Consider the following 22,562-nt stretch of genomic DNA (forward strand, 5'->3'; position numbering starts at 1 on the left):
CCTCGAGTGCCCCATGCAGCTGCAGGCCCGCCTGGTGCACGCCGAATCCGGATCCCGCGTGGTGGAGGTGTCAGCGCACCAGGCCGGAGCGCTGCTGGGGAGCGCCCTCGGCGAAGCCGCCACGGCGGAGGAGGCGGAAGACCGGGCCCTCGAACGGCTGCAGCGGCGGCTGGGCCATCCGCCGCAGCGTCCCCCGGCCCCACCACCGGCACCCCTGCCCCCGGCCGCCTCTCCATCGGCACCGGCCCCCTCCCCATCGGCCCCATCGGCCCCATCGGCCACTGCGGCCCCTCCATCGGCACCGGCCGAATCCCCTGCCACCAGTCCGGCACGGGCGATGCCGGCGGCCGAGCGCGGACTGGAGCCGCCGGCCGATCCCGAGGACTGGAGCAGTGAGCTGGCCGAGATCGACCTGCTGCTGCGGGGCCTGGGTTGGCAACGGGAGCAGGAGGGGGCCTACCTCGAGCGGGCCTTCGGCCATCCGAGCCGCCACAGACTCACGACCTACGCCGACCTGCAGGCCTACCTGCAGGCCCTCCGGGCCCTGCCGCCGGACAGTCACCCGGAGAGTGCCCCTGTGCCCCTGCGACGCCGGGACCTGCTGGCCCAGTGCGACCAGCTGCTGGGTCAGCTCGGCTGGGATGCCGCCCGCGGCAGGCAGTGCCTGGAACAGCACTTTTCGCTCACCAGTCGTCAGCAGCTCAGCGACACCCAGCTGCTGCAGTTCAACATGCTCCTGGAAGAGGCCCTGATGAACGGCTCTGCCGACAAGGACGGCCCTGCCGGGATGGACGGGCCTGCCGCGATGCACGGGCCTGCCGCAGGGCCCTGATCACATCCCGGCGGGCCGGATTCCGGCCAGGCCTCAGGCCCCAGCTCCCCGCAAGCGGCAGTGCCGACCCACCAGGTCGGCGCCGAACCCGAGGCGGTGCTGGTTCGCATAGGCCTCCCGCTCCAGCAACTGCACCTGGGGCGAGGCCTGGCGGTACACCGACTCCCGCAGGACACCCGCCAGATGGACCGGAAGCTGCTGGGACAGTCCCAGCGGCCTGGGCATGGCGCGCAGATGCCCTCGGCTGCAGCTCTGGGCCACATGGATGGCCTCATGGTTCAGGACCCGGGCGAACTCGCGGCTGCCGCTGGCCACCACCCGCGGCTTGATGCGCAGGGTCCGCGAACCGGGGTCCCACTCGGCTGCGGCCCCCTGCTTGCGGGGCTGGACCAGCTGGATACGCACCCCGGCCCGGCCCAGAACCGCCAGAAGCTGGCTGATGGCAGCCTGTTCCAGTCGGAAGCTGGGGGGGTCGGCGATCCGCTGGCGGATCTCACTCAGGGAGAGGCGGGGCTCCCCCGCATGCCGTTGGTAGTGGTAGCGGGTGCGGCCATCCGGCAGCAGCTCGACGCGGGGGGTCCAGGCCGCATCGGCCACCTCGAGTTGCTGCAGCAGGTTGCCTTCGTCGATGCCCTCCAGCCCGCCGGGGGCCGAGAGGGCGGCGAGGGCCTCCGGCGGCGGCTGGAGCAGCTCCTGCAGGGCGGGGGCCGGCGGAAGGGGCAGGGAGCGCCGCCAGGGCAGAAAGGCCACCCCCAGGCCCAGGGCCACCAGCAGGCCGGCCAGGGCCGGCAGAGGGCGGACCGCCGGTAGCCGCTGCAGCGGATCGCCGCAGCGGGCGCAGATCCAGATCCCATCGGGCCGGCGCAGCATCGCCAGCGGCCGGGGACGGCAGTAGGGGCAGACGTAGCGCGCCACCTGCCCATTCTGACCAGGGACTGCATCGCGGTGGTGCCGGTTGGCAAGATCGGGGATCGCTGGAACCGTCGCCATGCCCCTCTCCGCCCTGGTGCGTCAGCTGCAGCAGGTGCCCCTGACCGGGGAGGTTCTCGAGCGGATCCGACGCCCGGAGCGGCTGAGGCTCAGCGGCGCGGGACGGGCGACCCGGGCCCTGATCAGCAGTGCCCTGGCTGGGGTGGCCGAGGCTCCGCTGCTGGTCGTGGTGCCCACCCTGGAGGAGGCCGGGCGCTGGGCTGCTCTGCTCGAGTTGATGGGCTGGAACAGCAGCCAGCTCTATCCCACCAGCGAGGGCAGCCCCTACGAGCCCTTCGACCCCACCAGTGAGATCACCTGGGGCCAGCTGCAGGTGCTCGGCGAGCTGCTGGACCCGGGCCCCGCACGCATGGCGATCGTGGCCACGGAACGGGCCCTGCAGCCCCATCTGCCTCCACCCGACACGCTCAGGGCCCGCTGCCTGAGCCTGCGCAAAGGCCAGCGCCTCGACCTCGACAGCCTCGGCGACACGCTCACCCGGCTGGGGTATCAGCGGGTGCCGACGATTGACCAGGAGGGCACCTGGAGCCGGCGGGGCGACATCGTCGATGTGTTCCCGGTGAGCGCCGAACTGCCGGTGCGGCTGGAGTTCTTCGGCGAGGACCTCGAGAAGCTGCGCGAATTCGATCCGACCAGCCAGCGTTCGCTCGACCCCACCGAGGTGGTGCGCCTGACGCCCACCGGGTACGGCCCGCTGATCGCCGCCGCCCTGCGGGAGGTGATCCCGGAGGGTCTCGAGCATCTGCTCAGCCCGGAGGCCACCGAGGAGCTGCTCGAAGGGGGAACGCCGGAGGGCATGCGCCGCCTGATGGGACTCGCCTGGTCCCGGCCGGCCTCCCTGCTGGATTACCTCCCCGAGAACACCCTCATCGCCATCGATGAACGGCGCCACTGTCTGGCCCATGGCCAGCAGTGGTTCGAGCATGCCAGCGAGCACCATGGCGATGTCTGCGCCGAGCTGGCCCGACGCCTCGGCCACGGCGATGCCACGGCGGCCGCCTCCCTGCTCCCCGGACAGCTGCACCGCTCCCCCGAGAGCGCTCTGGCCGATGCCACGGCCCTGGCGGGCTTCGATCTGGCCGAACTGCACGAGAGCGACAGCCATCCGAACAGCTTCGATCTGGCGTCCCGCTCGGTGCCGGCCCACCCGAACGCCTTCGGCAAGCTGGCCTCCCTGATCAAGGGGTTCCAGCAGGAGAAGGCGCGGGTGTGGCTGCTCTCCGCCCAGCCGTCCCGGGCGGTGGCCCTGCTCGAGGAGCACGACTGCATCACCCGCTTCGTGCCGAACCCGGCCGACACCCCGGCGATCGAGCGGCTGATCGAGCAGAACACCCCGGTGGCCCTGAAAACCCGGGGCACCGCCGAGCTGGAGGGCCTGCAGCTGCCGGCCTGGAAGCTGGTGCTGATCACCGATCGGGAGTTCTTCGGCCAGCACGCCCTGGCCGCCACCGGCTACGTGCGCCGCCGCCGCAAGGCCGCCAGCCGCACGGTGGATCCCAACAAGATGCAGCCGGGCGACTTCGTGGTGCACCGCAACCACGGCATCGGCCGCTTCCTCAAGCTCGAGAAGCTGGCCATCGGCGGCGAGGAGCGCGACTACCTGGTGGTCCAGTACGCCGATGGGCTGCTGCGGGTCGCCGCCGACCAGCTCGGCAGCCTGGGCCGCTACCGCGCCACCAGCGACAACCCGCCGGACCTCAACCGGATGGGCGGCACGGCCTGGAGCAAGGCCAAGGAGCGGGCCCGCAAGGCGGTGCGCAAGGTGGCGCTCGATCTGGTCAAGCTCTATGCGGAGCGTCACCAGGCTCCTGGCTTCCCGTTCCCCCCCGACGGCCCCTGGCAGAACGAGCTGGAGGACTCCTTCCCCTACGAGCCCACCCCGGATCAGGTGAAGGCGATCGCCGAGGTGAAGCGCGACATGGAGCGGCCCCAGCCGATGGACCGGCTGGTGTGCGGCGATGTGGGTTTCGGCAAGACCGAAGTGGCGATCCGCGCCATCTTCAAGGCCGTGACGGCGGGCAAACAGGTGGCGATGCTCGCCCCCACCACCGTGCTGGCCCAGCAGCACTGGCGCTCCCTCTCGGAGCGTTTCGCCCCCTATCCGGTGAAGGTGAACCTGCTGAACCGCTTCCGCACCGCCGGCGAACGCAAGGTGATCCAGGAGGGGTTGGCGGCGGGCACGGTGGATGTGGTGGTGGGCACCCACCAGCTGCTGGGCAAGAGCACCACGTTCAAGCAGCTGGGCCTGCTGGTGGTGGACGAGGAACAGCGCTTCGGCGTGAACCAGAAGGAGAAGATCAAGGCGCTCCGCAAGGACGTGGACGTGCTCACCCTCAGCGCCACGCCGATCCCCCGCACGCTGTACATGAGCCTCTCGGGCGTGCGCGAGATGAGCCTGATCACCACGCCGCCGCCGCTGCGCCGCCCGATCAAGACCCACCTGGCCGCCCTGGATGAGGAGGCGGTGCGCAGCGCCATCCGCCAGGAGCTCGACCGCGGCGGCCAGATCTTCTACGTGGTGCCGCGGGTGGAGGGCATCGAGGAGGTGGCCGAGGGACTGCGGCTGATGATCCCCGGCCTGCGGCTGCTGGTGGCCCACGGCCAGATGGCCGAGGGGGAGCTGGAGAGCGCCATGGTGGCCTTCAATGCCGGCGAAGCCGATCTGATGCTCTGCACCACGATCGTGGAGAGCGGCCTGGACATCCCGCGGGTCAACACGATCCTGATCGAGGACGCCCACAGGTTCGGCCTGGCCCAGCTCTACCAGCTGCGCGGCCGGGTGGGCCGCAGCGGCATCCAGGCCCATGCCTGGCTGTTCTATCCCGGTGATGCCTCCCTGAGCGAGGCGGCGCGGCAGCGGCTGCGGGCCATCCAGGAATTCGCCCAGCTGGGCAGCGGCTACCAGCTGGCCATGCGCGACATGGAGATCCGCGGCGTGGGCAACCTGCTGGGGGTGGAGCAGAGCGGCCAGATGGAGGCCATCGGCTTCGACCTCTACATGGAGATGCTGCAGGAATCGCTCGCCGAGATCCAGGGTCAGGACATCCCGGCGGTCGACGACACCCAGATCGACCTGCCGATCACGGCCTTCATCCCCGGCGACTGGATCACCGAAAACGACGAGAAGATGGCCGCCTACCGGGCAGCCGCCGACTGCGACAGCTCCGTGGCGCTGCTGGAGCTGGCCACCGGCTGGGTGGACCGCTACGGGGCCATCCCCGCACCGGTGATCTCCCTGCTGCAGCTGATGGAGCTGAAGCTGCTGGCCAGGCGCTGCGGCTTCTCGCGCATCAAGCCCGAGAAACCCAACATCGCCCTGGAGACGCCGATGGAGGAACCGGCCTTCCGGCTGCTGCGCCAGGGATTGCCCCAGCATCTGCACGGCAGGCTCGTGTACCAGGCCGGAGCGGGCAGCACCGCCAAGGTGCTGGCCCGGGGCCTGGCGGTGCTGCCGATGGAGAAGCAGGTGGAGGAGCTGATGACCTGGCTCAAGGCCATGGCCGAGCAGATCCCCGGCAGCGATGGCCTCACCGATGCCCAGCGGGCGGAGCAGGCCTCAGCCCAGAACGAGGCGGTGCTGACGGTCTGATGCCGCCGGAGCGCCCCCAAAGAGCGCAAACCTTCGTTACGATCCTGAGAGTTTTATGAACGGGCCGGCATGGGTGAGGTGATGACGACAGGAGCCGGCCTCTCTTCGGATATCGGCCTGATCGGCATGGTCCTGAGCTGCCTCGTCCTGGGTCTCTACGCCCTGCTCAGCACCCCCGGTGAAAACAACGACGACGACGACTCCCATCCGGGTGGCGGCCTGATGCAGCCCGTCGCCTGAGCCGACCGGATCAGCCGTTCCAGAGGCCGGGAACCCTTCCATCAGGCACCCGTGCATCAGGCCGGTGGACCTTCCTGTGGTTCGAGTTCGCCCCGCCGGTAGGCCGCCGGCACGACCAACAGAAACAGCCACCACCAGAGCAGCACGCCAACCGCCAGAGGCACGGTGATCCACCAGCGGTGCAGGGTCACCCAGCTCGCCGTGGGAACGGCCATGCCGGTGAGCACGATGCTCCAGGGCTGACACCACCAGGGCTTCGAGGCCCAGATCGAGGGGCCGGCCTGCGCAGGGGTCGTCTCCGATTTGGTCAGCACGTCAGAGGCGGCCGAGGCGTCAGTTGGACGGCCGGGCCGAGGCGCCCAGGGCGGCCGGCAGGTTCGTGCTGGCGGGGTTGTAGGAGCGACCCACGGTGTTGGTCGCCTGAAGACGCTTGCGCAGGGTCGATTCGGCCACGCGGTACTGGGTGTCCTTGGCCGTACCCAGGTCCTCCAGGCGCAGGCGCTGGGCCTCCTGCTCCGTCATCTTGGCGGGCACGTCGGGATCGATCCCGTGCTTGTGGATGTCCCGGCCCCGGGGGGTGAGGTACTTGGCGATGGTCACGGTCATGCCGGAACCATCCGAGAGGCCACGTACGGACTGCACGAGGCCCTTGCCGAAGGTCTTCTGACCGACCAGCACGGCGCGCTTGTTGTCCTGCAGGGCACCGGAGAGAATCTCACTGGCGCTGGCCGAGCCCTCGTTCACCAGCACCACCAGCGGTTTGTCCGTGAGGGCGCGGCCGGTGGCCCGCTTGACATCGGTGATGCCGTTGCGGGTCTTGGTGGACACGATCGTGCCCTCATTGAGCCACTGGCGGGCAATCTCCACACTGGCGCCCAGCAGGCCGCCGGGATTGCTGCGCAGGTCGAGCACATAGCCCTGGGCGCCCTTCTCCTCCAGATCCCTCACCGCCAGGCGCATGTCCTTGGTGGCGTTGGCGTTGAACTGCTTGAGACGGATGTAGCCCACCTTCACCCCATCAGGGGTGGCGTTGATCTGGTGGTCGACCGCATGGAGTTCAATCCGGTCTCGCACCAGCGGGAGTTCCAGGACCTGGGACTTGCGGCGCAGGGTGAGCGTCACCGTGGTGCCGGCCTGGCCGCGGATGAGCTTGACCGCATCCTCGGTGCTCATCCCCTTGGTGCTCTTCCCGTCGATGGCGGTGATCACATCCTTGGGCTGCACCCCGGCCCGGGAGGCCGGCGATCCCTCGATGGGGGCCACCACGACCAGGTCCTTGGTGTCCTTGTCGAGACTCAGCTGGATTCCCACCCCGGAGAGCTCCCCGGAGGTGTCGATCTGCATCTCCTTGAATTCGCGCGGATCCAGGAAACGGGTGTACGGGTCATCCAGGGTGCCGAGCATGCCGCGGATGGCCTCGTAGGCATCCTTGGGGGTGTCGTAACTCTTGGCGAGCACGTCTTTGCGCAACTTGCGCCACTGATCCGGGGTGTACTTGCCGTTGATGTCCAGATAGTCACGGAAGACGATCTGCCAGGTCTGGTCGATCACCTCCTTCGGACTGTCGGTGATGCGGCTGGTCCCCCCGGGGGGCGTGACCGCCTCGCGCGCCACGACCGCCGTGGCTGCGCAGGCACCAAGTCCGACCAGCACGATCAGGCTGGTGCGTGCGCTGCCCATCTCGTAGAGCCTTGCAGGCCCGGCTAACTGAGCTTCAAGCTAGCGCCCCCGAACGGCGAACCCACGGGCTGGATAACCGTCGTCAGGGCGGATCAGGGATCGACCCAGCGCCCGTCCTCCCGGATCAGGGCGATCAGGGCCTCCACCCCCTCGGCCTCGGGCACCCGCCGGATCTCCTCCCGGCCGCGGTAGAGGGAGATGGTGCCGGGGGTCTTGCCCACGTAGCCGTAGTCGGCATCGGCCATCTCGCCGGGGCCATTGACGATGCAGCCCATCACGGCGATGTCCAGACCCGTGAGGTGGGCGGTGGCGGAGCGCACCTTGTGCAGCACCTCCTCCAGGTTGAAGAGGGTGCGGCCGCAGCTGGGGCAAGCCACGTACTCCACCATCGTCTTGCGCAGCCCCAGCGCCTGCAGAATTGAGTAGCAGACGGGGATCTCCTTCTCCGGCGCCTCGGTGAGCGACACGCGGATGGTGTCCCCCAGGCCCTCGGCCAGCAGGGTGGCGATGCCGGCGGTGCTCTTGATGCGGCCGTAGTCGCCGTCGCCCGCCTCGGTGACCCCCAGGTGCAGCGGGTAAGGGAACCCCTCGGCATCCATGCGGTCGGCCATCATCCGGTAGGCGGCCAGCATCACCGGGGCACGGGAGGCCTTCATCGACACCACGATGTTGTGGAAATCGAGGCGGTCGCAGATGTGGATGAACTCCATGGCGCTCTCCACCATCCCCAGGGGGGTGTCGCCGTAGGTGAACAGCATCCGCTCCGCCAGGGAGCCATGGTTCACGCCGATGCGCAGGCCCTTGTCCTGCTGCTTGAGCAGGCTCACCAGCGGTTCAAGGGTGGTCTGGATGCGCTCGCCGATCGCGGCCACCTCCTCGGGGGTGAACTCGGTGCGGTTCGGGTCGGGCTTGTCGAACACGTAGAGGCCCGGGTTGATGCGCACCTTGTCGACGTGCTGGGCCACCTCGAGGGCGATCTTCATGCCGTTGTGGTGCACGTCCGCCACCAGGGGCACCGGCCGGTAGGTGTCCTCCAGACGTTTGCGGATCTCGCCCACGGCCTTGGCATGGGCGAGGCTCGGCACCGTGAGCCGCACGATCTCGCAGCCGGCCTCATGCAGGCGGCGGATGCCGGCGGTCGCCCCCTCGATGTCGAGGGTGTCCTCATTGATCATCGACTGCACCACCACAGGGTGGTCGCTGCCCACCCACACGTCACCCACCCGCACGCTGCGGGTCTTGCGGCGCCGGATCACCGTGTCGTAGCGCGGATTGCTGGCCCAGTCGGCGGGGAGCTCCGCTGGGGTGGTGTCGGGACGGGCCAGGGTGCCGGTCATGGCGGGGGGGGGCCGATTGGTCGGACGGGCCAAAGCCTGTCACAAAACGGGGCTCAAGCGGCGAGCTGATCGAGGCGCCGCCGCACGTCCTGCAGGTCCTGCCAGGTGAGCCATTTGGGACTCCCCTGCTCCCGCGAGGGGTTTCGCAACAGATAGGAGGGGTGGAAGATCGGCAGCAGCCAGCGGCCGCCGAGCACCGGCCCGCTGCCCTGCCGCCACTGGCCCCGCAGTCGGGTGATCCCCCCCTTGATTCCCAGGACCCCCTGCATCGCCGTGGCTCCCGCCAGCAGGATCACTGGCGGGTCCACCAGATGGATCTGCCGCTCCAGCCAGGGGGTGCAGGCCGCCATCTCCTCGGCGCTGGGCTTGCGGTTGTCCGGTGGACGGCACTTCACCACGTTGCAGATGTAGGCGTCCCGGTTCGAATCGATCGCCACGCTCGCCAGCATCTGATCGAGCAGCTGGCCGGCCCGTCCCACGAACGGCAGTCCCTGGGCATCCTCCTGGGCACCGGGGCCCTCACCGATCACCATCAGCCGAGCCGCTGGATTGCCGCGGCTCACCACCACCTGCTGCCGCCCCTCGACCAGGCCGCAGCAGCGGCAGTCGGAGCAGGCGGCTGCCAGCTCAGCGAATGAATCCTCGCTGGTGGAAAGCAGGGCCGGGTTTGAAGCGCCTGGCGTGAAAGAACGCTGGCTGCTGGACCTCTCGGGAGGGGGCAAAGGGTTCATCGGCCGCGAACCGTTCCTTGGAATCCTGTTTCAGGGCATCGCCGGGCTGCCGAGCCTGACCCTACGGCTCAGCCGAGCAGAAGCCGATCGACAAAGTCGCCCCAGCTCAGGGGGCGCTGCTGCGAACCGAACAGCTTCACCTCCTCTTCCGGTTGAAGGGGACGGGCACCGACACTGTGCAGCAACCGGCGAAGTTCAGCCTGATCGAGGTGACCATCGGCATTGGCATCGAGGGGCAGCAGGTAGGTCAGCAGCCGCTCGTGTCCCTGGGAAAGGCGCTGCAGACGCAGGGCCATTTCCACGAATTCCGCTTCATCCAGGCGGCCGTCTCCGTTGAGATCCATGTGCTGCAGCACCCGATCCAGCAGGGCTGTGACCTTCGACGAACTCGGCTGAGCACCATCGCCGGCCACCGCACGATGCAGCTCCTCCAGGGATAGACAGCCGCTGGAATCGAGGTCGAGCTGGCGGAAGAGATCCCGCAATCTCCCCAGCCGATCGGGTGCCATCAAGGAGGCCAGGGATGGCCCCGCAGCGGCCCCCGGGGAGGCCGCATGCTGGAGGCGCAGGCGGAAGTCGGCGAGCAGACGGCGTGCCACACGAAAACGACGGCGATGCTCCTCAGGGGTGAGGATCGCGTGAAGGGCGACCGGAACCAGGGCCGGGTGTCGTCTGCGCACCATCACAAGCAGCAGCCAGGTGGTGAACACGAAGGGGAGGGAGGACAGGGGCAGGCCAACCCTGGTCAACGGCGCAAGGAGGATCCGTTCCAGCGGAATGGTGAGCGCTGCGCCGGCGAGGGCGATCGGCAGGCTCCGGCGGGTGGGTGCGAAAAAGATGCCGCCCAAGGCGATGGCAACCAGGACAGCGTTGAAGCCGAACCCCCCGGAGATCACCTCTTCCCACGAGTTCAGCCCCAGCAACAGGCCGGTCAGCGCCGCCGTGAGCGCCCCCAGGCTCCCGAGGAGTGCCGCTACGGGACTGGCCAGAAGGACCGACAGGAGCACCAGCATTCCGCTGCTAATGCCCGTACACAGAAACACCTGACCGAAGGCACGCACGACGGCCTGGAGCAGCCACGGCATCGAGGAGATCCCCCCGGCCGCTGACAAGGCCAGAGAGGGTGTCAGCGGATCGGAATCCAGGCCGGCTCCCCGGAGACCAGCCAGCACCAGCGGCAGCAGCCAGCCGATCAGGCAAGCCGGCAGGGAAAGGGGGGGCAAGGCTGTCCTCCCGAACCACCAGCTCCTCAGACCCTCCAGCAGGACCGCACTCAAAGCGCCCGCGAGCGGTACGAGCACCAGCCAGATCGCCAGGGCGGAGCCGGCAGGGTGCGCAAGCGTGGCAGCGGCGCAACCCACCAAAGCCCCGTTGAAGCCCACGATCCCCTGCCTCCTGGAGGCTGGATCCCAGCTCATGGCCATGGCCATGGCCTGGGCACCGGCAATGCCGAGGACAGCGAACGCGGCCATCCGGCCGGACTGCAGCATCAGAGCGAGCAGCAGCAAAGCCCCGCTGAGGGGATTGTTGATCAGAATGACCTGGCCTACGGAACGCAGGCCGGAAAAGAGCTCGGCGAGATGGGAACGTCCGCTGATCCAGGGATCCGTGAGGGCATGCAAGGTTCCGCTGGTCGGCAGGAGCCGCTCAAGACGACTGCTGGAGCGGGGCACTTCGGGCAGCAGAGCCTGGAGCAGTCCGTAGGCGGTCGCCTGGGAGCCGTTCTCCACCTCTGTTCCGGTCACAGGCGAGGTCATGGCGAGGTCATGGCGAGCTTCGCCGCGGCGTACTCCGCGATCCCTGGAGCAGAACGCCTCGAATCTCTTTCGCCCCGCCCGGGAGCGCCGTCACCCTGGCTACCGGGACCGCCCAGGCCGGCGCCCGATGGGCGGCATGGCGAATGGTGAGCGCCTGAACCCGGCCGGGTCTGGGCCTGAGGCAGGATGGCCAAGAAGCTGAAGCCGCGCCATTCGAGCGTCGGCCCCCCGCCGATGTCGGATTCAGGGATGCTGGCCTCCGCCGATTCTGTCGCTGCAAGTTCACTCGCCACCGGTGCTGTCGCCGCTGCGGCCAGGGCTGACCGCTCCGCCGCCTCGGTGGAAGGACCACAGGCCAGGGCCATCGGCAGCGCCGTCGCCAGTTCTGGCCGGCCGGAGGCCGAGCCACTGCGGCTCTCGGATCGGGCCCGGGCCCTGCGGCCCTCCCTCACCCTCGCCATCGCCGCCAAGGCCAAGCAGCTCCGCGCCGAAGGCCGCGACATCTGCAGCCTCAGCGCAGGCGAGCCGGACTTCGACACCCCGGCCTTCATCCGGCAGGCAGCGGCCCGGGCCCTCGAGAACGGTCACACCCGCTATGGACCCGCCGCCGGGGAACCCGCCCTGCGGGAGGCGATCGCCGAGAAGCTCAGCCGCGAGAACCACGTCCCGACCCGCGCCGACCAGGTGCTGGTCACCAATGGGGGCAAGCAGGCCCTCTACAACCTGTTCCAGGTCCTGCTGGGTCCGGGCGATGAGGTGCTTCTGCCGGCTCCCTACTGGCTGAGCTACCCCGAGATCGCCCGCCTGGCCGGGGCCTCGGTCAGGGTGCTGGCCAGCGAGGCGGCCCAGGGATTCCGGCTCGATCCGCAGCAGCTGGAGCGGGCCATCACGCCCGCCAGCAAGCTGCTGGTGCTGAACAGCCCGGGCAATCCCACCGGCATGGTGCTCAGCCGTCCCGAACTGGAGGCCGTCGCCGCCGTGTTGCGACGCCATCCCCAGGTGGCGGTGGTCTGCGACGAGATCTATGAATTTCTGCTGGCGCCGGGGCACGTCCACCACAGTTTCGCGGCGGTGGCACCCGACCTGGCGGATCGGATCTTCACCGTGAACGGCTTCGCCAAGGGGTGGGCCATGACCGGCTGGCGCATCGGCTGGCTGGCCGGCTCCCAGACCGTGGTCGCCGCCGCCAGTGCGCTCCAGAGCCAGACGACCAGCAACGTCTGCACCTTTGCCCAGTACGGCGCCCTGGCCGCGGTGGAGGGTTCGCGCAGCTGCGTCCAGGAGATGGCGGCCCAGTTCAACCAGCGCCGGACCCTGCTCACCGAGGGACTGATGGCCTTGCCCGGCCTGATGATCCAACCCCCGGAGGGTGCCTTCTACGCCTTTCCTGACGTGAGCGCCTACGGGCTCGATTCGATGACCCTCTGCAGCCGTCTGCTCGATGCGGTGGGCCTGGCGGTGGTTCCCGGCGTGGCCTTCGGGGATGACCGCTGCATCCGGCTCTCCTGCGCCGCCTCGCCTGCCACCATTCAGGACGGCCTGGCGCGCCTCCAGCGCTTCCTCGTCGGCCTCTGACTCCCGTCTTTTCAGCCCCGATGCGCTCCCGACAACGCTGGGCCGGCCTCCTTGCCGGCCTCACCATGGCCCTGGTGCCAGCCGTGGCACCCCGGCCCCTGCCCCTGGTCGCCGACCCGCTGCCGCCGGCCCAGGCCCAGAGCCAGAAGGTGCTTCGGATCGGAGCGATCCCCGACCAGAATCCGGAAAAGCTGAACCGGCTCTACCGCCTCGTCGCCGACGAACTCTCCCAGCAGCTGGGGGTGAAGGTCCAGTACGTCCCTGTGACCGACTACACCGCCGCCGTCAGCGCCTTCCGCACCGGCAACCTCGATCTGGTGTGGTTCGGGGGCCTGACCGGTGTCCAGGCCAGGCTGCAGAAGCCCGGCGCCCAGATGCTCGCCCAACGGGACATCGATGCCCAGTTCTACAGCGTGTTCATCGCCAACGCCCGCAGCGGCATCCAGCCGATCCGCAACCAGAAGGGACTGACGGCGCTGATCGGCAGGCGCTTCACCTTCGGCTCGGAGAGCTCGACCTCCGGCCGGCTCATGCCCCAGTACTTCCTCAGCCAGGCCGGCGTGGGCCTCAACAAGTTCGCCGGCGGGGCGCCGGGATTCAGCGGCAGCCACGATGCCACCATCGCCCTGGTCCAGAGCGGTGCCTACGAAGCCGGGGTCGTCAACGAGCAGGTGTGGAAGAGCAGCCTGCGCAGCGGCAAGGCGAACCGCGCCAAGGTGATCCAGATCTGGCGCACCCCCAGCTACCCCGACTACCTCTGGCTCGGCCAGCCCGACCTGGATCAGCGCTTCGGCCAGGGGTTCAGCCGCAAGGTTCGCCAGGCCATCCTCAGCTGGCGCCCCAGCGATCCTGAGCAGAAGCAGATCCTCGGCCTGTTCGGAGCCCAGCAGTTCACCACCGTCAACCCGGCGGCCTACGCCAAGATCGAGCAGGTGGGCCGGCAGATCGGCAAGATCCGCTGAGATCGCCCCTGGCCTGGACCCGGTCCTAGGTTCGATCCGCTGCGGTGAGTCCGATGCATTTCCACGGATCGCTCCAGGACCTGCAGGCGCTGGTGGCCAGCCTCGGCCTGCCCTGCCACTGGGAGCACAAGGGCCCGTTCGAGATGGCCGTCTTCGATGACGGCGAGAGCAATCTGCGGCTCAACTGGTGGCCCGGCTCCGGCGAACTGCGGCTGGTCGGAGACCCGGCCCAGCGGGTCGACCTGGAGAAGCTGCTGGCGGAGAAGCTGGCCGCACTGGACTGACCGCCAGGCAGCATGGCCCGATGGCCACGCAGGCGGAACCACCGGCCACCCCGGTGCTGGAACTGGAGGAGATCAGCCTGCCGGGCCGCACGCAGCCTCGGCTGGATCAGGTCTCCCTGCGCCTCCGGCCTGGCGAACGGGTTGCGCTGCTGGGCCCCAGTGGCGCCGGCAAGAGCAGTCTGCTGGCCGTTGCCAACGGCCTGCTCCCACCCCAGCAGGGGACCGTGCGATGGCAGGGGGAGCCCATGGCCCGCTCCAGCCGGCAGCGGCGACGCCAGCAGGCCAGGATCGGCACCCTCTGGCAGGACCTCCGCCTGATCGAGGAGCTCACCGTCCAGCAGAACCTGAACGCCGCCCGCCTGGCGGTCTGGGGCTGGCCCCGGGCCCTGCTGAACCTGCTGCTGCCCCTGGAGAGCGAGGCCTGCCGGGCCGTGCTGCGGCGGCTCGACCTCGATCCTCTGCTGCTCGACCAGCCGGTCTGCGCCCTCTCCGGAGGGCAGCGCCAGCGGGTCGCCCTGGCCAGGCTGCTGCGCCAGGACCCCGTCCTGCTGCTGGCTGACGAACCCCTCGCCAGCCTTGATCCCCGCCTGGCCCGGGACCTGCTGGCCCTGCTGCTGGCGCAGGGGGACGCCCCGAGGGCCCTGCTGCTGAGCCTGCACCGACCGGATCTGGTGGACGGTTTCGACCGGGTGGTGGGCCTGCGGCAGGGACGGGTGCAGTTCGACCTGCCGGTGAAGGAGCTGCAGCACGAGCAGCTCGAGGGCCTGTACAGGGGGGCCACTTCCACTGCCAGCACTGGAGCTGGAGCTGGCGCATGACCCAGGCCATCCCCCTGCGGCCGGCGGCTCCCCTGTGGGTCCTGATGCCGGCCCTGGTGCTGGTGCCGGTGCTGCTGCTGCTCCCCGCCATCGGCCACGGCGGAGGCTGGGAGCTGGTGGGGCAGTTCCTGGGGGCGGCCCTGCAGCCCTCCCTCGATCCCACCGTGCTGCGCTCGGTGCTGGAGGGTCTGGGGATGACCCTGGGGATGGCGCTGCTCGGCTGGGCGGGGAGCCTGGTGATCGGCCTCAGTCTGGGCATCCTCAGCTCACGGCTGGTCTGGCGGACCTGCACGGGCAGTGCGGCAGCGGCGGCATGGATCCGCCGGGTCCTGGCCCTTCCCCGTTCGGTTCATGAACTCCTCTGGGGCCTGGCCCTGCTGCAGCTGGTGGGCCTGCAGCCGGTCGTGGCGGTCGCCGCCATCGCGCTGCCCTTCGGAGCCCTGGTCGCCCGCGTGGTCAGCGATCAGCTCGACGCCCTGCCCACCCAGGGGCTGGAGGCCCTGCGCAACAGCGGTGCCCCGGCCCCGGCCGCCCTGCTCACCGCCCTGGGACCGCCACTGCTGCCGCAGGTGATCAGCTACGGCGGCTACAGGCTGGAATGCGCCCTGCGCAGCGCCACCCTGCTGGGGGTGTTCGGGCTGGGCGGACTGGGCACGGAGCTGCGTCTGACCCTCCAGTCGCTGGCCTTCCATGAACTCTGGACGGCCCTGTGGGTGCTGCTGGCGGCCATGCTCAGCCTCGAAAGCCTGGTGGGCTGGCTGCGGCGGCGCTGGTCGATGCCCGGCCGGTTCGCCCTCGAGCAGCGCAGCGTCGGCCACCAGGGCCGGGAAATCCTGCTGGCCAGCCTGTGCCTGCTTCCCCTGCTCGCCGGTGTGGCCTGGGCCCTCCAGGTGGATCCGGCCGCCCTGCTGCGCTGGGACGGAATGCCCCCGCTCCCCCCGCCCGACTGGGCGGCGGTGATGGCCCTGCCGTGGCCGGGTCTGATCGCCAACACCCTGCTGCTCACGGCCCTGGCCGCCTGCCTGGCGGTGGGTGGGGCGCCGCTGCTGCTGCTGCTGGTGCAGCCCTGGCCGTGGGGGAGGCTGGCCCTGCGCGGTGCCTGGGCCCTGGGACGGCTGTGGCCCCCACCCCTGACGGCCCTGCTGCTGCTGTTCGTGCTGAAGCCCGGAGTGCTCACCGGCGCCCTCGCCCTGGGTCTGCACAATCTCGGCATCCTGGGCCGGCTGCTGCTGGAGACCGCCGAAGGCACCGGCTCCGCCCCCCAGCAGGCCCTGGCCTGCGCCGGGAGCGGTCCACGCCTGGCCCTGCTCTACGGCCGCTTCAGCCCGCTGGCACGCCCCTACCTCGCCTATGGGGCCTACCGGGCCGATGTGATCCTGCGGGAATCGGTGGTGGTGGGCCTGGTGGGAGCCACCGGCCTCGGCAGCCAGCTGCTGGAGTCACTCAGCTCCTTCGCCTTCGACCAACTGCTGGCCCTCACGCTGGCCTTCGCCACGCTCACCCTGGTGGGGGAACACCTCAGTGACCGCGCCAGGCAGCGGCTGACGGGCCCGATCCACTGAGCAGGGCTGTGCCTGAGCAGCACTGTCCCTGAGCACGGCTGTGCCTGAGCGGGGCGTCGCTGAGCCCACCAGTCCGTCAGGCCCGGGGCCGCACCAGCCCCTGGCGCAGCAGCAGCCCGGCGGCCCCCGCGGCATCCAGGCCGCCCAGATCGACCGGGTGGCACCGGTGGTGGCTCAGCTCATGGTCGTAACAGCGGTCGTAGTAGTCGAGCATCTGGCGGCAGGCCGCGGGCCAGTCCGCCGCGGCAATCGCCTCAAGGGCCAGGGCGGTGCGCTGGGGTCCGAGGCGCCGAGCGATCCGACGGGTGGCCTCGGCCAGGGCATCGGGATCCTGCGTCCCGTAGATGCGCACCAGCTGCTCCACCCGCTCCTGCAGCGGCCGCTGCACCTCGAGCACCGGGGCGCCCTGCATCTGCCGCCACAGGGCCAGCGGGATCCGGCAGCGACCCACCTGGGCACTCTCGGCCTCGAGCCAGATCTCCCCCGCCGAGGCGAGGGGCGCAAGGGCCGCCGCCAGGCGGTTCTCGTAGTGCTCACTGCTGGGCTGGGGCGGCAGCCCCAGGGCCCCGAAGCTGCTGCCCCGATGGTGGGCCAGCCCCTCCAGATCCACCACCGCCGCGCCACGCGCGGCGAGCGCCAGCAGGAGGTCCGTCTTGCCCGTGCCGGTGCGTCCCCCCAGCAACCTCAGGGGCCAGGGCTGCTCGAACAGGTCGAGCACCCAGCGGCGGTAGGCCTTGTAGCCACCCTCCAGCAGCAGGACCTGAAGCTCAAGCTGCTCCGCCAGCCAGGCGACGCTGGCACTGCGCATCCCGCCCCGCCAACAGGTGAGCCGCAGGGGAACACCCGGACTGGCCTGGGCCACGGCCAGCAGCTCCGCCGCCATGCTCTCCAGGCGCGGTCCCACCAGCGCCAGGCCCCGCCGCACCGCCGCCTGGCGCCCCTCCTGCTTGTAGAGGGTGCCGATCTCGGCCCGCTCCTCGTCACTGAACAGCGGCAGATTGCGGCCGCCGGGGATGTGGCCCTGCAGAAACTCCGCCGGGGTGCGCACATCCAGCAGCGGTCCCCCCTGGAGCAGGAAATCGCCAACCGGCTGGCGGGCGGCCATGGCGGTGGGGGCACAACGGCCCCCATCTTCCCCGGCAGCCGCCCTGCGCCCGCCGGCCCTGCGCCCGCCGGCCCTCGGCCTCCGTTGCAGCAGGATCGGCGTCCATGCCGCCGCTCGCTCAGCCCATGGCCGTCGCCGTTCCGCGCAAGCTGATCGTGATCGGGGACAGCGGGGTCTACGGCTGGGGCGACCCGGAGGAGGGGGGCTGGTGTGAACGGCTGCGCCGCCACTGGATGGGGCTGCCCGAAGGACCGGTGGTCTACCCCCTCGGGGTCCGGGGCGATGGCCTCGAGAGGGTGGCGGCCCGGCTCGAGCATGACGTGCGCTGCCGCGGCGAATTGCGTCGCCAGCAGCCGCAGGGGATTCTGCTGGCGGTGGGGCTCAACGACACCGCCCGGGTGGGCCGCCCGGACGGACGGCCGCAGCTCGATGCCGATGGCTTCCTGTTCGGCCTGGAGCAGCTGCTGCAGAGGGCCTCCCAACTGGCTCCCGTGCTGGTGCTCGGTCTCAGCCCGGTGCAGGAGGAGGCGATGCCCTTTGCCGATGTGCTTTGGTACAGCCTCGAGCAGGTCCGGCGCTATGAGGCCCTGCTGGAGCAGGCCTGCCTGGAAGCCGATGTGCCGTTTCTGCCGCTGCTGCGTCAGCTGCTCAGTGACCCGGCCTGGCCCGACTGGTTGAGCGGCGACGGTCTGCACCTGAACAGCGCAGGGCACCGGGAGGTGTACCGGCGGGTGCGCGACTGGCCGGCCCTGCTCGCCTGGGCTGGGTTGGAGCCCCTGCGCGCGGTCACCGGCGTGTCGGGATGATCCTGGGCCCCTGACCCCTCACCCGATCGAGCGATGCAGGATCCCCCCGGGAGGCGAGGCCCTTCCCCGCCGCCCGGGGGGACGGTGAAGGAGAGCCCTCCACCACCCCATGCGCTCCCATCCCCGGGATCCCTCCGCAACCCTCGACCCGCTTCAACGGGACCCCCAGGCGGCCAACGCCATCCAGATCCGCAACCGGGCCCTGCTGCGGCAGCTGGGCCGCTGCCGCCGGCCAGGGGCGCGCCTGCAGTGGCGCAATGCCCTGGTGGAAAACAACATGGCCCTGGTGCGGATGGTGGCCCAGCGGGAGAGCCGCCGCACCGGTCAGCCCTTCGATGAGCTCTGCTCGGCCGGTTACGAGGGGCTGGTCAGGGCGGTCGAGGGATTCGACACCGGGCGGGCCGTGAGCCTGAGCACCTATGTCGTGCCCTGCGTACGCGGCGCCATGCTCCAGGACCGGCGCGACCGGCAGCAACCCATCCAGACCCCCAGACGCCTGCGGGAACTCCACCGGCGGGCGGAGCGCTGGATGGAAGAACGGCGCGCCGCCGGGTTGCCCCCGGCCGGCAACGCCGCCATGGCTGCAGCGCTGCAGTGCAGTGTGGGGCAGCTCGAGGAGGCGGGCCGGGTGCAGCGGGCCCTGCAGCTCCGCAGCCTCGATGGGCCGCCGGAGGGTGGCGAAGCCGATGGGGCGGCCGGCTGCTGGCTCGACCAGCTGGCGGACCCCGCCGCCTGCCCCGGATCGGGCGCGTGCCCCGAGGTGGATCCCGAACTGAGCTGGCTGGAAGACCAGCTCGCCAGGCTGCCCCTGGCCGATCGACGGCTGCTCGAGGGGCGCTGGATGGAGGGCCTGAGCTGGCGGGACCTGGCCGCTGAACTGCGCCAGCCCCCCCAGCGTTGTCGCCGGCGGGGCGATCAGCTGCTGGCCAGGCTTCAGCGCCAGGCGAGCACGCTCCAGAGCAGCAGGGCCAGGAGCGCGGCCAGGGTGGTCTGAATGGCGTTGACTCGCTCGTTGGTGAGCCAATGGAAGCGGGGCTGCAGGGTGGCACCGATCCAGCTCTCGAGCAGGGTGGCCACCAGAGCCACCAGGCTCACCAGGCACCAGTCGCGCCAGCCGCTGATCAGCCCCAGCCCCAGCATCACCCCCGCCATCAGCGCACCGCCGGCCAGGCTGGCCGCCGTGCCCTCCAGGCTGATCGCCCCCTCCGTGCCCGCGGGCACGGGACGCAGGGTGGTGATCAGCAGGGTGTGACGGCCCCAGAGCTTGCCGAGTTCACTGCCCCAGGTGTCCGCCAGCTTGGCGGCGAAGCTGGCGGCGAAGGCCACCAGCAGCGGCGGCTGCCAGGCGGCGGGAAGCAGCACCACCAGCACGGCCAGAACCGCACCGGTGGCGGCCGAGCCCCAGACGTTCTCGGGGCCACGCCGCCCGCCGCGGCGCTCCGCCAGATCCGCCTGCTGCTTGCGGCGCAGGCCGAGCCGGGTCACCAGGGACCCGAGCAGCAGATAGGCGACCACGGCCAGCCAGCCCCGCGGGCCGAGGGTGCCCCAGAGCACGGTGCCCAGGATCCCCGCGTGCACCCAGCCCGCCGGTGTGAGCAAGGGCAGCCGCTGGACGGCGGCGATCAGGGCTCCATTGATCAGCAGGGCACTCCCCCAGGTGAGCGGCAGCTGGGGGGGAAGGGACAGCACAGTCACAGGTCCAGTCTGCAGGGAGGCGCTGACGGGGCGGGGCATCCGGCTGGGTTGCACGGCTCGGCTGGGTTGGACTGGCCGGATGTGTTGCACTGCCCTAAGCCGGCCGTCCGGGGCGGCCGGTCCAGCGGATAATCAGCCCACGACGTTGCCGTCTCCGACGCGATGGTGTTCAAGCGCAAGGGCTCCTTCTTCCTCGATCTGAGCGGTGAGGGCGGCACCAAGGAGGCCAAGCCGGTGAAGGTGGCGATCGCCGAACAGCCCGCTGCCCAAGCCACCTCAGCCCAACCCGCGGCGGCGGCCGGCTCCCAACCTGCTCCTGCCCAGACGGCAGCCCAGCCTGGAGCCCAGCAGAGCAGCCCCGCCGGTGGAGCCTCCCCCCTGACCACGGCCGAGGCGATCGCCGCCGAGCTGCGGGCCGCCCAGGAGGCGCTGCCCCCCCCCTCCATGGCGACCTATGCCCCGGAGTGCCTGAACCCGGCCAATGCCCTGCCGATGCGCCGCCGCCGCCCGGGCGCCAACCTGGCCGTCTTCAAGGGCATGGCCTCGGGGATGTTCCGCAACTGACCGGCAGGTCCTCCCGCCAGGCGGCCAGCCGTGTCGCCGCCGCCACGGCGGCGGTCGAGCTGCGCAGGATGCCCTCCCCCAGGCTGACCGGCCGCCACCCCGCGGCCTCGGCGACCCTTTCCTCGCTGGGGCTCCAGCCTCCCTCCGGACCGATCGCCACGGTCACCGAATCGGGTGGCGTGGGTCCGGCCCAGTCCTGCAGCACCGCTCCGAGGGAACGAAGCCCAGGCCTGCGCGTCGTGGCCAACAACGCCAGTCCCTGCCCCGGAGCCGCCGCCAGCCAGCCGCAGGCGGGTTCCGGCGCGAGGCAGCTGGGCAGCCAGAGCCGTTCACATTGCTCCAGGGCCTCGCGCAGCACGGCCTCCTGACGATCCGCGCGGATCGCCTCAGCCGCCGCCACGCTGCGCTCGGCCTGCAGCCACTGGAGCCGATCGATGCCGAGCTCGCAGACCATGCGCAGCAGGACGCCGGTGTCGCGGCGCGGGGGGGCCACCGCCAGCCCGAGGCAGGGCCAGGGCGCAGGCTCTCGGGCCAGTGGCTCCGCCAGCGGTTGCTCCAGCACGGCCCAGGCCCCATCCGCCCTGGCTCCCTCGGCCAGCTGGGCTGACCAGAGATGCCCCCGGCCGTCCACCACGCCGAACGCCTGGCCAGGCCGCAGCCGCAGCACCCGCCTCAGGTAGTGGCGTTCGGCAGCCTCCAGGGACACCCGGCCCTCCGTCGCTGCGGCCGCAAGCCGCAGCGGATCCAGCAGCACCCGCCTCAGTTCACGCACCACGCCTGCGCTCAGTCCGCGTCATCGGAGAGGCCGTCGAGCATGGGGAACATCGCCTCCGGCTGCTCCTCGATGGGCCAGTCCTCGTTGACACCGCCGATCAGCAGTTCCTCGATCTCGAGCACATCGTTGTCGAGCTGCCGCAGGGTGTTGATCAGCACGTCCAGGCCGAAGGCGTCACTGGTGCCGAGATCCACCCAGCAGCGGGCCCAGGCGCCCTCGTACTCCATCGGCCCCATGTTGTGCATCAGAGCCGGCATCGCCGTGGCGGCGCCGTCGCTGTCGTACGCCATCCAGCTCAGCTCGGCCCCCTCCTCATGGGCCTGAAGATTTTCCGCGTTGAACCCGCCCAGCTTGCCGAGGAAGAACCAGCTGTCGAAGGCGGTCTCCACATAGCCGCGCTCCCCCTGGCCCGGGGTGCTGGGGAAGCGCATCCAGATCCAGCAGTTGAAGGGATCGAACTCGCGGAAGCGCACCTCCATGACCAGGACACGCGGCAGGCCCGCGCGCGGCAACATGGCCTCACTATCCCCCACGACATCCACCACGACGCCGGCGCGCATGGGGCGGATGGGGTGCCGGCTGCCGCCGGGCCATGCTGGGCCCATGCTCGAACTGTGCGGCGTCGGATACCAGCCGGCCACGGCCACCAGGCCGATCCTGCAGAACGTCAACCTGTCTCTGGCCCCAGGTTCGATCGGCCTGGTGGCGGGCCGCAGTGGGGGCGGCAAGACCACCCTGCTCGAGGTGATCAGCGGTCTGGCCTCACCCGATCGCGGCACGATCAGCTGGGAGGGCCAGCCCCTGAGCTCGCGGCAACGGCGCTGGCTGTGCGGCCTGGTGTTCCAATTTCCCGAACGCCACTTTCTCGGCCTCACCGTGGGGCAGGAACTGAAGCTCGGCCACCGGCGGCTGGACAGCGGGCGGGTGGAGGCTGTGCTGGAGCAGGTGGGCCTCGGCGGCCTCTCCCCCCGGCAGTTGCCCGAGCAGCTCAGTGGCGGCCAGCAACGGCGGCTGGCCCTGGCCGTGCAGCTGCTGCGCAACCCCCAGGTGCTGCTGCTGGATGAGCCCACCGCCGGCCTCGACTGGGCCGTGCGGGCCGAGATCATCAGCCTGCTCCAGGTGCTGGGTCGGGAACGGGCCGTGCTGGTGGTGACCCACGAACCGGAGCTGTTCCGGGGAGCCGTGACGGCCGGCTGGCGGCTGGAGGACGGCACTCTGGTCCCGCTGGCGCCGGCCCCCCTCCTTACGATGCCCTGAGTG

At 70.6% G+C, this 22,562-nt stretch carries 22 protein-coding genes; 12 read left to right on the forward strand and 10 right to left on the reverse strand.

Features of this window, described 5'->3' with window-relative positions; translation table 11 throughout:
• Window positions 1-13: 13 nt before the first annotated feature.
• Complete coding sequence (locus ACLNEE_RS10585; RefSeq protein WP_411421391.1) at window positions 14-832, forward strand: hypothetical protein; 819 nt, start codon at window positions 14-16, stop codon at window positions 830-832.
• Between the two features lie 33 nt (window positions 833-865).
• On the opposite strand, the gene ACLNEE_RS10590 is transcribed toward ACLNEE_RS10585, so the two are convergent.
• Entirely contained in the window at window positions 866-1,822 is a 957-nt protein-coding gene (locus ACLNEE_RS10590; protein WP_411421390.1) for a hypothetical protein, read from the reverse strand.
• Between ACLNEE_RS10590 and mfd the strand changes: the two genes are divergently transcribed.
• Window positions 1,821-5,411: a transcription-repair coupling factor gene (mfd, locus tag ACLNEE_RS10595; RefSeq protein ID WP_411421389.1), complete on the forward strand. Its 3,591-nt coding sequence runs from the start codon at window positions 1,821-1,823 to the stop codon at window positions 5,409-5,411. The genes ACLNEE_RS10590 and mfd overlap by 2 nt on opposite strands.
• Window positions 5,412-5,492: 81 nt before the next feature.
• Window positions 5,493-5,651 (forward strand): hypothetical protein, encoded by a 159-nt coding sequence (locus ACLNEE_RS10600; RefSeq protein WP_412007074.1) that lies wholly within the window; start codon window positions 5,493-5,495, stop codon window positions 5,649-5,651.
• A gap of 56 nt (window positions 5,652-5,707) precedes the next feature.
• Here ACLNEE_RS10600 and ACLNEE_RS10605 read toward each other — a convergent pair whose 3' ends face one another.
• The 5 genes from ACLNEE_RS10605 to ACLNEE_RS10625 form a co-directional block, all read right to left on the reverse strand.
• A complete protein-coding gene (locus tag ACLNEE_RS10605; protein ID WP_411421387.1) occupies window positions 5,708-5,965 on the reverse strand; it encodes a DUF6737 family protein in 258 nt (85 codons plus the stop codon).
• Between the two features lie 19 nt (window positions 5,966-5,984).
• A complete protein-coding gene (locus tag ACLNEE_RS10610) occupies window positions 5,985-7,331 on the reverse strand; it encodes a S41 family peptidase (protein ID WP_411421386.1) in 1,347 nt (448 codons plus the stop codon).
• A 92-nt stretch (window positions 7,332-7,423) separates the two neighbouring features.
• Window positions 7,424-8,668, reverse strand: a complete 1,245-nt coding sequence (gene ispG / locus ACLNEE_RS10615) for a (E)-4-hydroxy-3-methylbut-2-enyl-diphosphate synthase (protein WP_412007075.1) — start codon at window positions 8,666-8,668, stop codon at window positions 7,424-7,426.
• Window positions 8,669-8,721: 53 nt separating this feature from the next.
• Window positions 8,722-9,399, reverse strand: a complete 678-nt coding sequence (locus ACLNEE_RS10620) for a uracil-DNA glycosylase (protein WP_411424442.1) — start codon at window positions 9,397-9,399, stop codon at window positions 8,722-8,724.
• A 68-nt stretch (window positions 9,400-9,467) separates the two neighbouring features.
• The gene (locus ACLNEE_RS10625; protein ID WP_411424441.1) at window positions 9,468-11,156 is read right to left on the reverse strand and encodes an urea transporter; all 1,689 of its coding nucleotides are present in this window, start codon (window positions 11,154-11,156) and stop codon (window positions 9,468-9,470) included.
• Window positions 11,157-11,405: 249 nt separating this feature from the next.
• Between ACLNEE_RS10625 and ACLNEE_RS10630 the strand changes: the two genes are divergently transcribed.
• The 5 genes from ACLNEE_RS10630 to ACLNEE_RS10650 all read left to right on the forward strand — a co-directional run bounded on the left by ACLNEE_RS10630 (window position 11,406) and on the right by ACLNEE_RS10650 (window position 16,357).
• Window positions 11,406-12,731, forward strand: a complete 1,326-nt coding sequence (locus tag ACLNEE_RS10630) for a pyridoxal phosphate-dependent aminotransferase (RefSeq protein ID WP_459382403.1) — start codon at window positions 11,406-11,408, stop codon at window positions 12,729-12,731.
• Window positions 12,732-12,796: 65 nt separating this feature from the next.
• Entirely contained in the window at window positions 12,797-13,693 is an 897-nt protein-coding gene (locus ACLNEE_RS10635) for a putative selenate ABC transporter substrate-binding protein (RefSeq protein ID WP_412007076.1), read from the forward strand.
• A 53-nt stretch (window positions 13,694-13,746) separates the two neighbouring features.
• Window positions 13,747-13,977 (forward strand): hypothetical protein, encoded by a 231-nt coding sequence (locus ACLNEE_RS10640; protein WP_411424439.1) that lies wholly within the window; start codon window positions 13,747-13,749, stop codon window positions 13,975-13,977.
• A gap of 20 nt (window positions 13,978-13,997) precedes the next feature.
• On the forward strand, window positions 13,998-14,795 hold the full coding sequence (locus tag ACLNEE_RS10645) for an ATP-binding cassette domain-containing protein (protein WP_411424438.1): 798 nt from the start codon (window positions 13,998-14,000) through the stop codon (window positions 14,793-14,795).
• Window positions 14,792-16,357 (forward strand): PhnE/PtxC family ABC transporter permease, encoded by a 1,566-nt coding sequence (locus ACLNEE_RS10650; RefSeq protein WP_411424437.1) that lies wholly within the window; start codon window positions 14,792-14,794, stop codon window positions 16,355-16,357. Before ACLNEE_RS10645 ends, ACLNEE_RS10650 begins: the two co-directional genes overlap by 4 nt.
• 76 nt (window positions 16,358-16,433) lie before the next feature.
• Here ACLNEE_RS10650 and mnmH read toward each other — a convergent pair whose 3' ends face one another.
• The gene (gene mnmH / locus ACLNEE_RS10655) at window positions 16,434-17,462 is read right to left on the reverse strand and encodes a tRNA 2-selenouridine(34) synthase MnmH (protein WP_411424436.1); all 1,029 of its coding nucleotides are present in this window, start codon (window positions 17,460-17,462) and stop codon (window positions 16,434-16,436) included.
• A 125-nt stretch (window positions 17,463-17,587) separates the two neighbouring features.
• Between mnmH and ACLNEE_RS10660 the strand changes: the two genes are divergently transcribed.
• Together ACLNEE_RS10660 and ACLNEE_RS10665 are read left to right on the forward strand one after the other, a co-directional pair.
• Window positions 17,588-18,268, forward strand: a complete 681-nt coding sequence (locus ACLNEE_RS10660) for a GDSL-type esterase/lipase family protein (protein ID WP_412007077.1) — start codon at window positions 17,588-17,590, stop codon at window positions 18,266-18,268.
• A gap of 109 nt (window positions 18,269-18,377) precedes the next feature.
• Window positions 18,378-19,262 carry a sigma-70 family RNA polymerase sigma factor gene (locus ACLNEE_RS10665; protein ID WP_411424071.1) on the forward strand — a complete coding sequence of 295 codons (885 nt, stop codon included), beginning with the start codon at window positions 18,378-18,380 and terminating at the stop codon, window positions 19,260-19,262.
• On the opposite strand, the gene ACLNEE_RS10670 is transcribed toward ACLNEE_RS10665, so the two are convergent.
• Window positions 19,202-19,963, reverse strand: coding sequence for a DUF92 domain-containing protein (locus ACLNEE_RS10670; RefSeq protein ID WP_411424070.1), 762 nt, complete (start codon window positions 19,961-19,963; stop codon window positions 19,202-19,204). The genes ACLNEE_RS10665 and ACLNEE_RS10670 overlap by 61 nt on opposite strands.
• A 162-nt stretch (window positions 19,964-20,125) precedes the next feature.
• Here ACLNEE_RS10670 and ACLNEE_RS10675 point away from each other — a divergent pair, with 162 nt between their 5' ends.
• Complete coding sequence (locus ACLNEE_RS10675; RefSeq protein ID WP_411424069.1) at window positions 20,126-20,527, forward strand: hypothetical protein; 402 nt, start codon at window positions 20,126-20,128, stop codon at window positions 20,525-20,527.
• Here the strand turns inward: ACLNEE_RS10675 and ACLNEE_RS10680 are convergent.
• Together ACLNEE_RS10680 and ACLNEE_RS10685 are read right to left on the reverse strand one after the other, a co-directional pair.
• On the reverse strand, window positions 20,493-21,302 hold the full coding sequence (locus ACLNEE_RS10680) for an RsmE family RNA methyltransferase (RefSeq protein ID WP_412007078.1): 810 nt from the start codon (window positions 21,300-21,302) through the stop codon (window positions 20,493-20,495). The two genes, ACLNEE_RS10675 and ACLNEE_RS10680, sit on opposite strands and share 35 nt — an antisense overlap.
• An 8-nt stretch (window positions 21,303-21,310) precedes the next feature.
• A complete protein-coding gene (locus ACLNEE_RS10685; protein ID WP_412007079.1) occupies window positions 21,311-21,862 on the reverse strand; it encodes a DUF3531 family protein in 552 nt (183 codons plus the stop codon).
• A gap of 43 nt (window positions 21,863-21,905) precedes the next feature.
• Here ACLNEE_RS10685 and ACLNEE_RS10690 point away from each other — a divergent pair, with 43 nt between their 5' ends.
• Entirely contained in the window at window positions 21,906-22,559 is a 654-nt protein-coding gene (locus ACLNEE_RS10690) for an ABC transporter ATP-binding protein (RefSeq protein WP_412007080.1), read from the forward strand.
• Window positions 22,560-22,562 lie beyond the last annotated feature (3 nt).

Source organism: Aphanothece stagnina RSMan2012, from assembly GCF_046764815.1.
GTDB lineage: Bacteria > Cyanobacteriota > Cyanobacteriia > PCC-6307 > Cyanobiaceae > NIES-981.

What these genes read in the sequence shown, in the direction of transcription:
- ACLNEE_RS10660 (WP_412007077.1), top strand. Translation starts at nt 17,588, where the DNA reads ATGGCCGTCGCCGTTCCGCGCAAGCTGATCGTGATCGGGGACAGCGGG.
- ACLNEE_RS10675 (WP_411424069.1), top strand. Translation starts at nt 20,126, where the DNA reads ATGGTGTTCAAGCGCAAGGGCTCCTTCTTCCTCGATCTGAGCGGTGAG.
- ACLNEE_RS10640 (WP_411424439.1), top strand. Translation starts at nt 13,747, where the DNA reads ATGCATTTCCACGGATCGCTCCAGGACCTGCAGGCGCTGGTGGCCAGC.
- ACLNEE_RS10625 (WP_411424441.1), bottom strand. Translation starts at nt 11,156, where the DNA reads ATGACCTCGCCTGTGACCGGAACAGAGGTGGAGAACGGCTCCCAGGCG.
- ACLNEE_RS10610 (WP_411421386.1), bottom strand. Translation starts at nt 7,331, where the DNA reads ATGGGCAGCGCACGCACCAGCCTGATCGTGCTGGTCGGACTTGGTGCC.
- ACLNEE_RS10585 (WP_411421391.1), top strand. Translation starts at nt 14, where the DNA reads ATGCAGCTGCAGGCCCGCCTGGTGCACGCCGAATCCGGATCCCGCGTG.
- ACLNEE_RS10650 (WP_411424437.1), top strand. Translation starts at nt 14,792, where the DNA reads ATGACCCAGGCCATCCCCCTGCGGCCGGCGGCTCCCCTGTGGGTCCTG.
- ACLNEE_RS10590 (WP_411421390.1), bottom strand. Translation starts at nt 1,822, where the DNA reads ATGGCGACGGTTCCAGCGATCCCCGATCTTGCCAACCGGCACCACCGC.
- ACLNEE_RS10630 (WP_459382403.1), top strand. Translation starts at nt 11,406, where the DNA reads ATGCTGGCCTCCGCCGATTCTGTCGCTGCAAGTTCACTCGCCACCGGT.
- ACLNEE_RS10685 (WP_412007079.1), bottom strand. Translation starts at nt 21,862, where the DNA reads ATGCGCGCCGGCGTCGTGGTGGATGTCGTGGGGGATAGTGAGGCCATG.
- ACLNEE_RS10690 (WP_412007080.1), top strand. Translation starts at nt 21,906, where the DNA reads ATGCTCGAACTGTGCGGCGTCGGATACCAGCCGGCCACGGCCACCAGG.
- ACLNEE_RS10645 (WP_411424438.1), top strand. Translation starts at nt 13,998, where the DNA reads ATGGCCACGCAGGCGGAACCACCGGCCACCCCGGTGCTGGAACTGGAG.
- ACLNEE_RS10620 (WP_411424442.1), bottom strand. Translation starts at nt 9,399, where the DNA reads ATGAACCCTTTGCCCCCTCCCGAGAGGTCCAGCAGCCAGCGTTCTTTC.
- mfd (WP_411421389.1), top strand. Translation starts at nt 1,821, where the DNA reads ATGCCCCTCTCCGCCCTGGTGCGTCAGCTGCAGCAGGTGCCCCTGACC.
- ispG (WP_412007075.1), bottom strand. Translation starts at nt 8,668, where the DNA reads ATGACCGGCACCCTGGCCCGTCCCGACACCACCCCAGCGGAGCTCCCC.
- mnmH (WP_411424436.1), bottom strand. Translation starts at nt 17,462, where the DNA reads ATGGCCGCCCGCCAGCCGGTTGGCGATTTCCTGCTCCAGGGGGGACCG.
- ACLNEE_RS10665 (WP_411424071.1), top strand. Translation starts at nt 18,378, where the DNA reads ATGCGCTCCCATCCCCGGGATCCCTCCGCAACCCTCGACCCGCTTCAA.
- ACLNEE_RS10635 (WP_412007076.1), top strand. Translation starts at nt 12,797, where the DNA reads ATGGCCCTGGTGCCAGCCGTGGCACCCCGGCCCCTGCCCCTGGTCGCC.
- ACLNEE_RS10600 (WP_412007074.1), top strand. Translation starts at nt 5,493, where the DNA reads ATGACGACAGGAGCCGGCCTCTCTTCGGATATCGGCCTGATCGGCATG.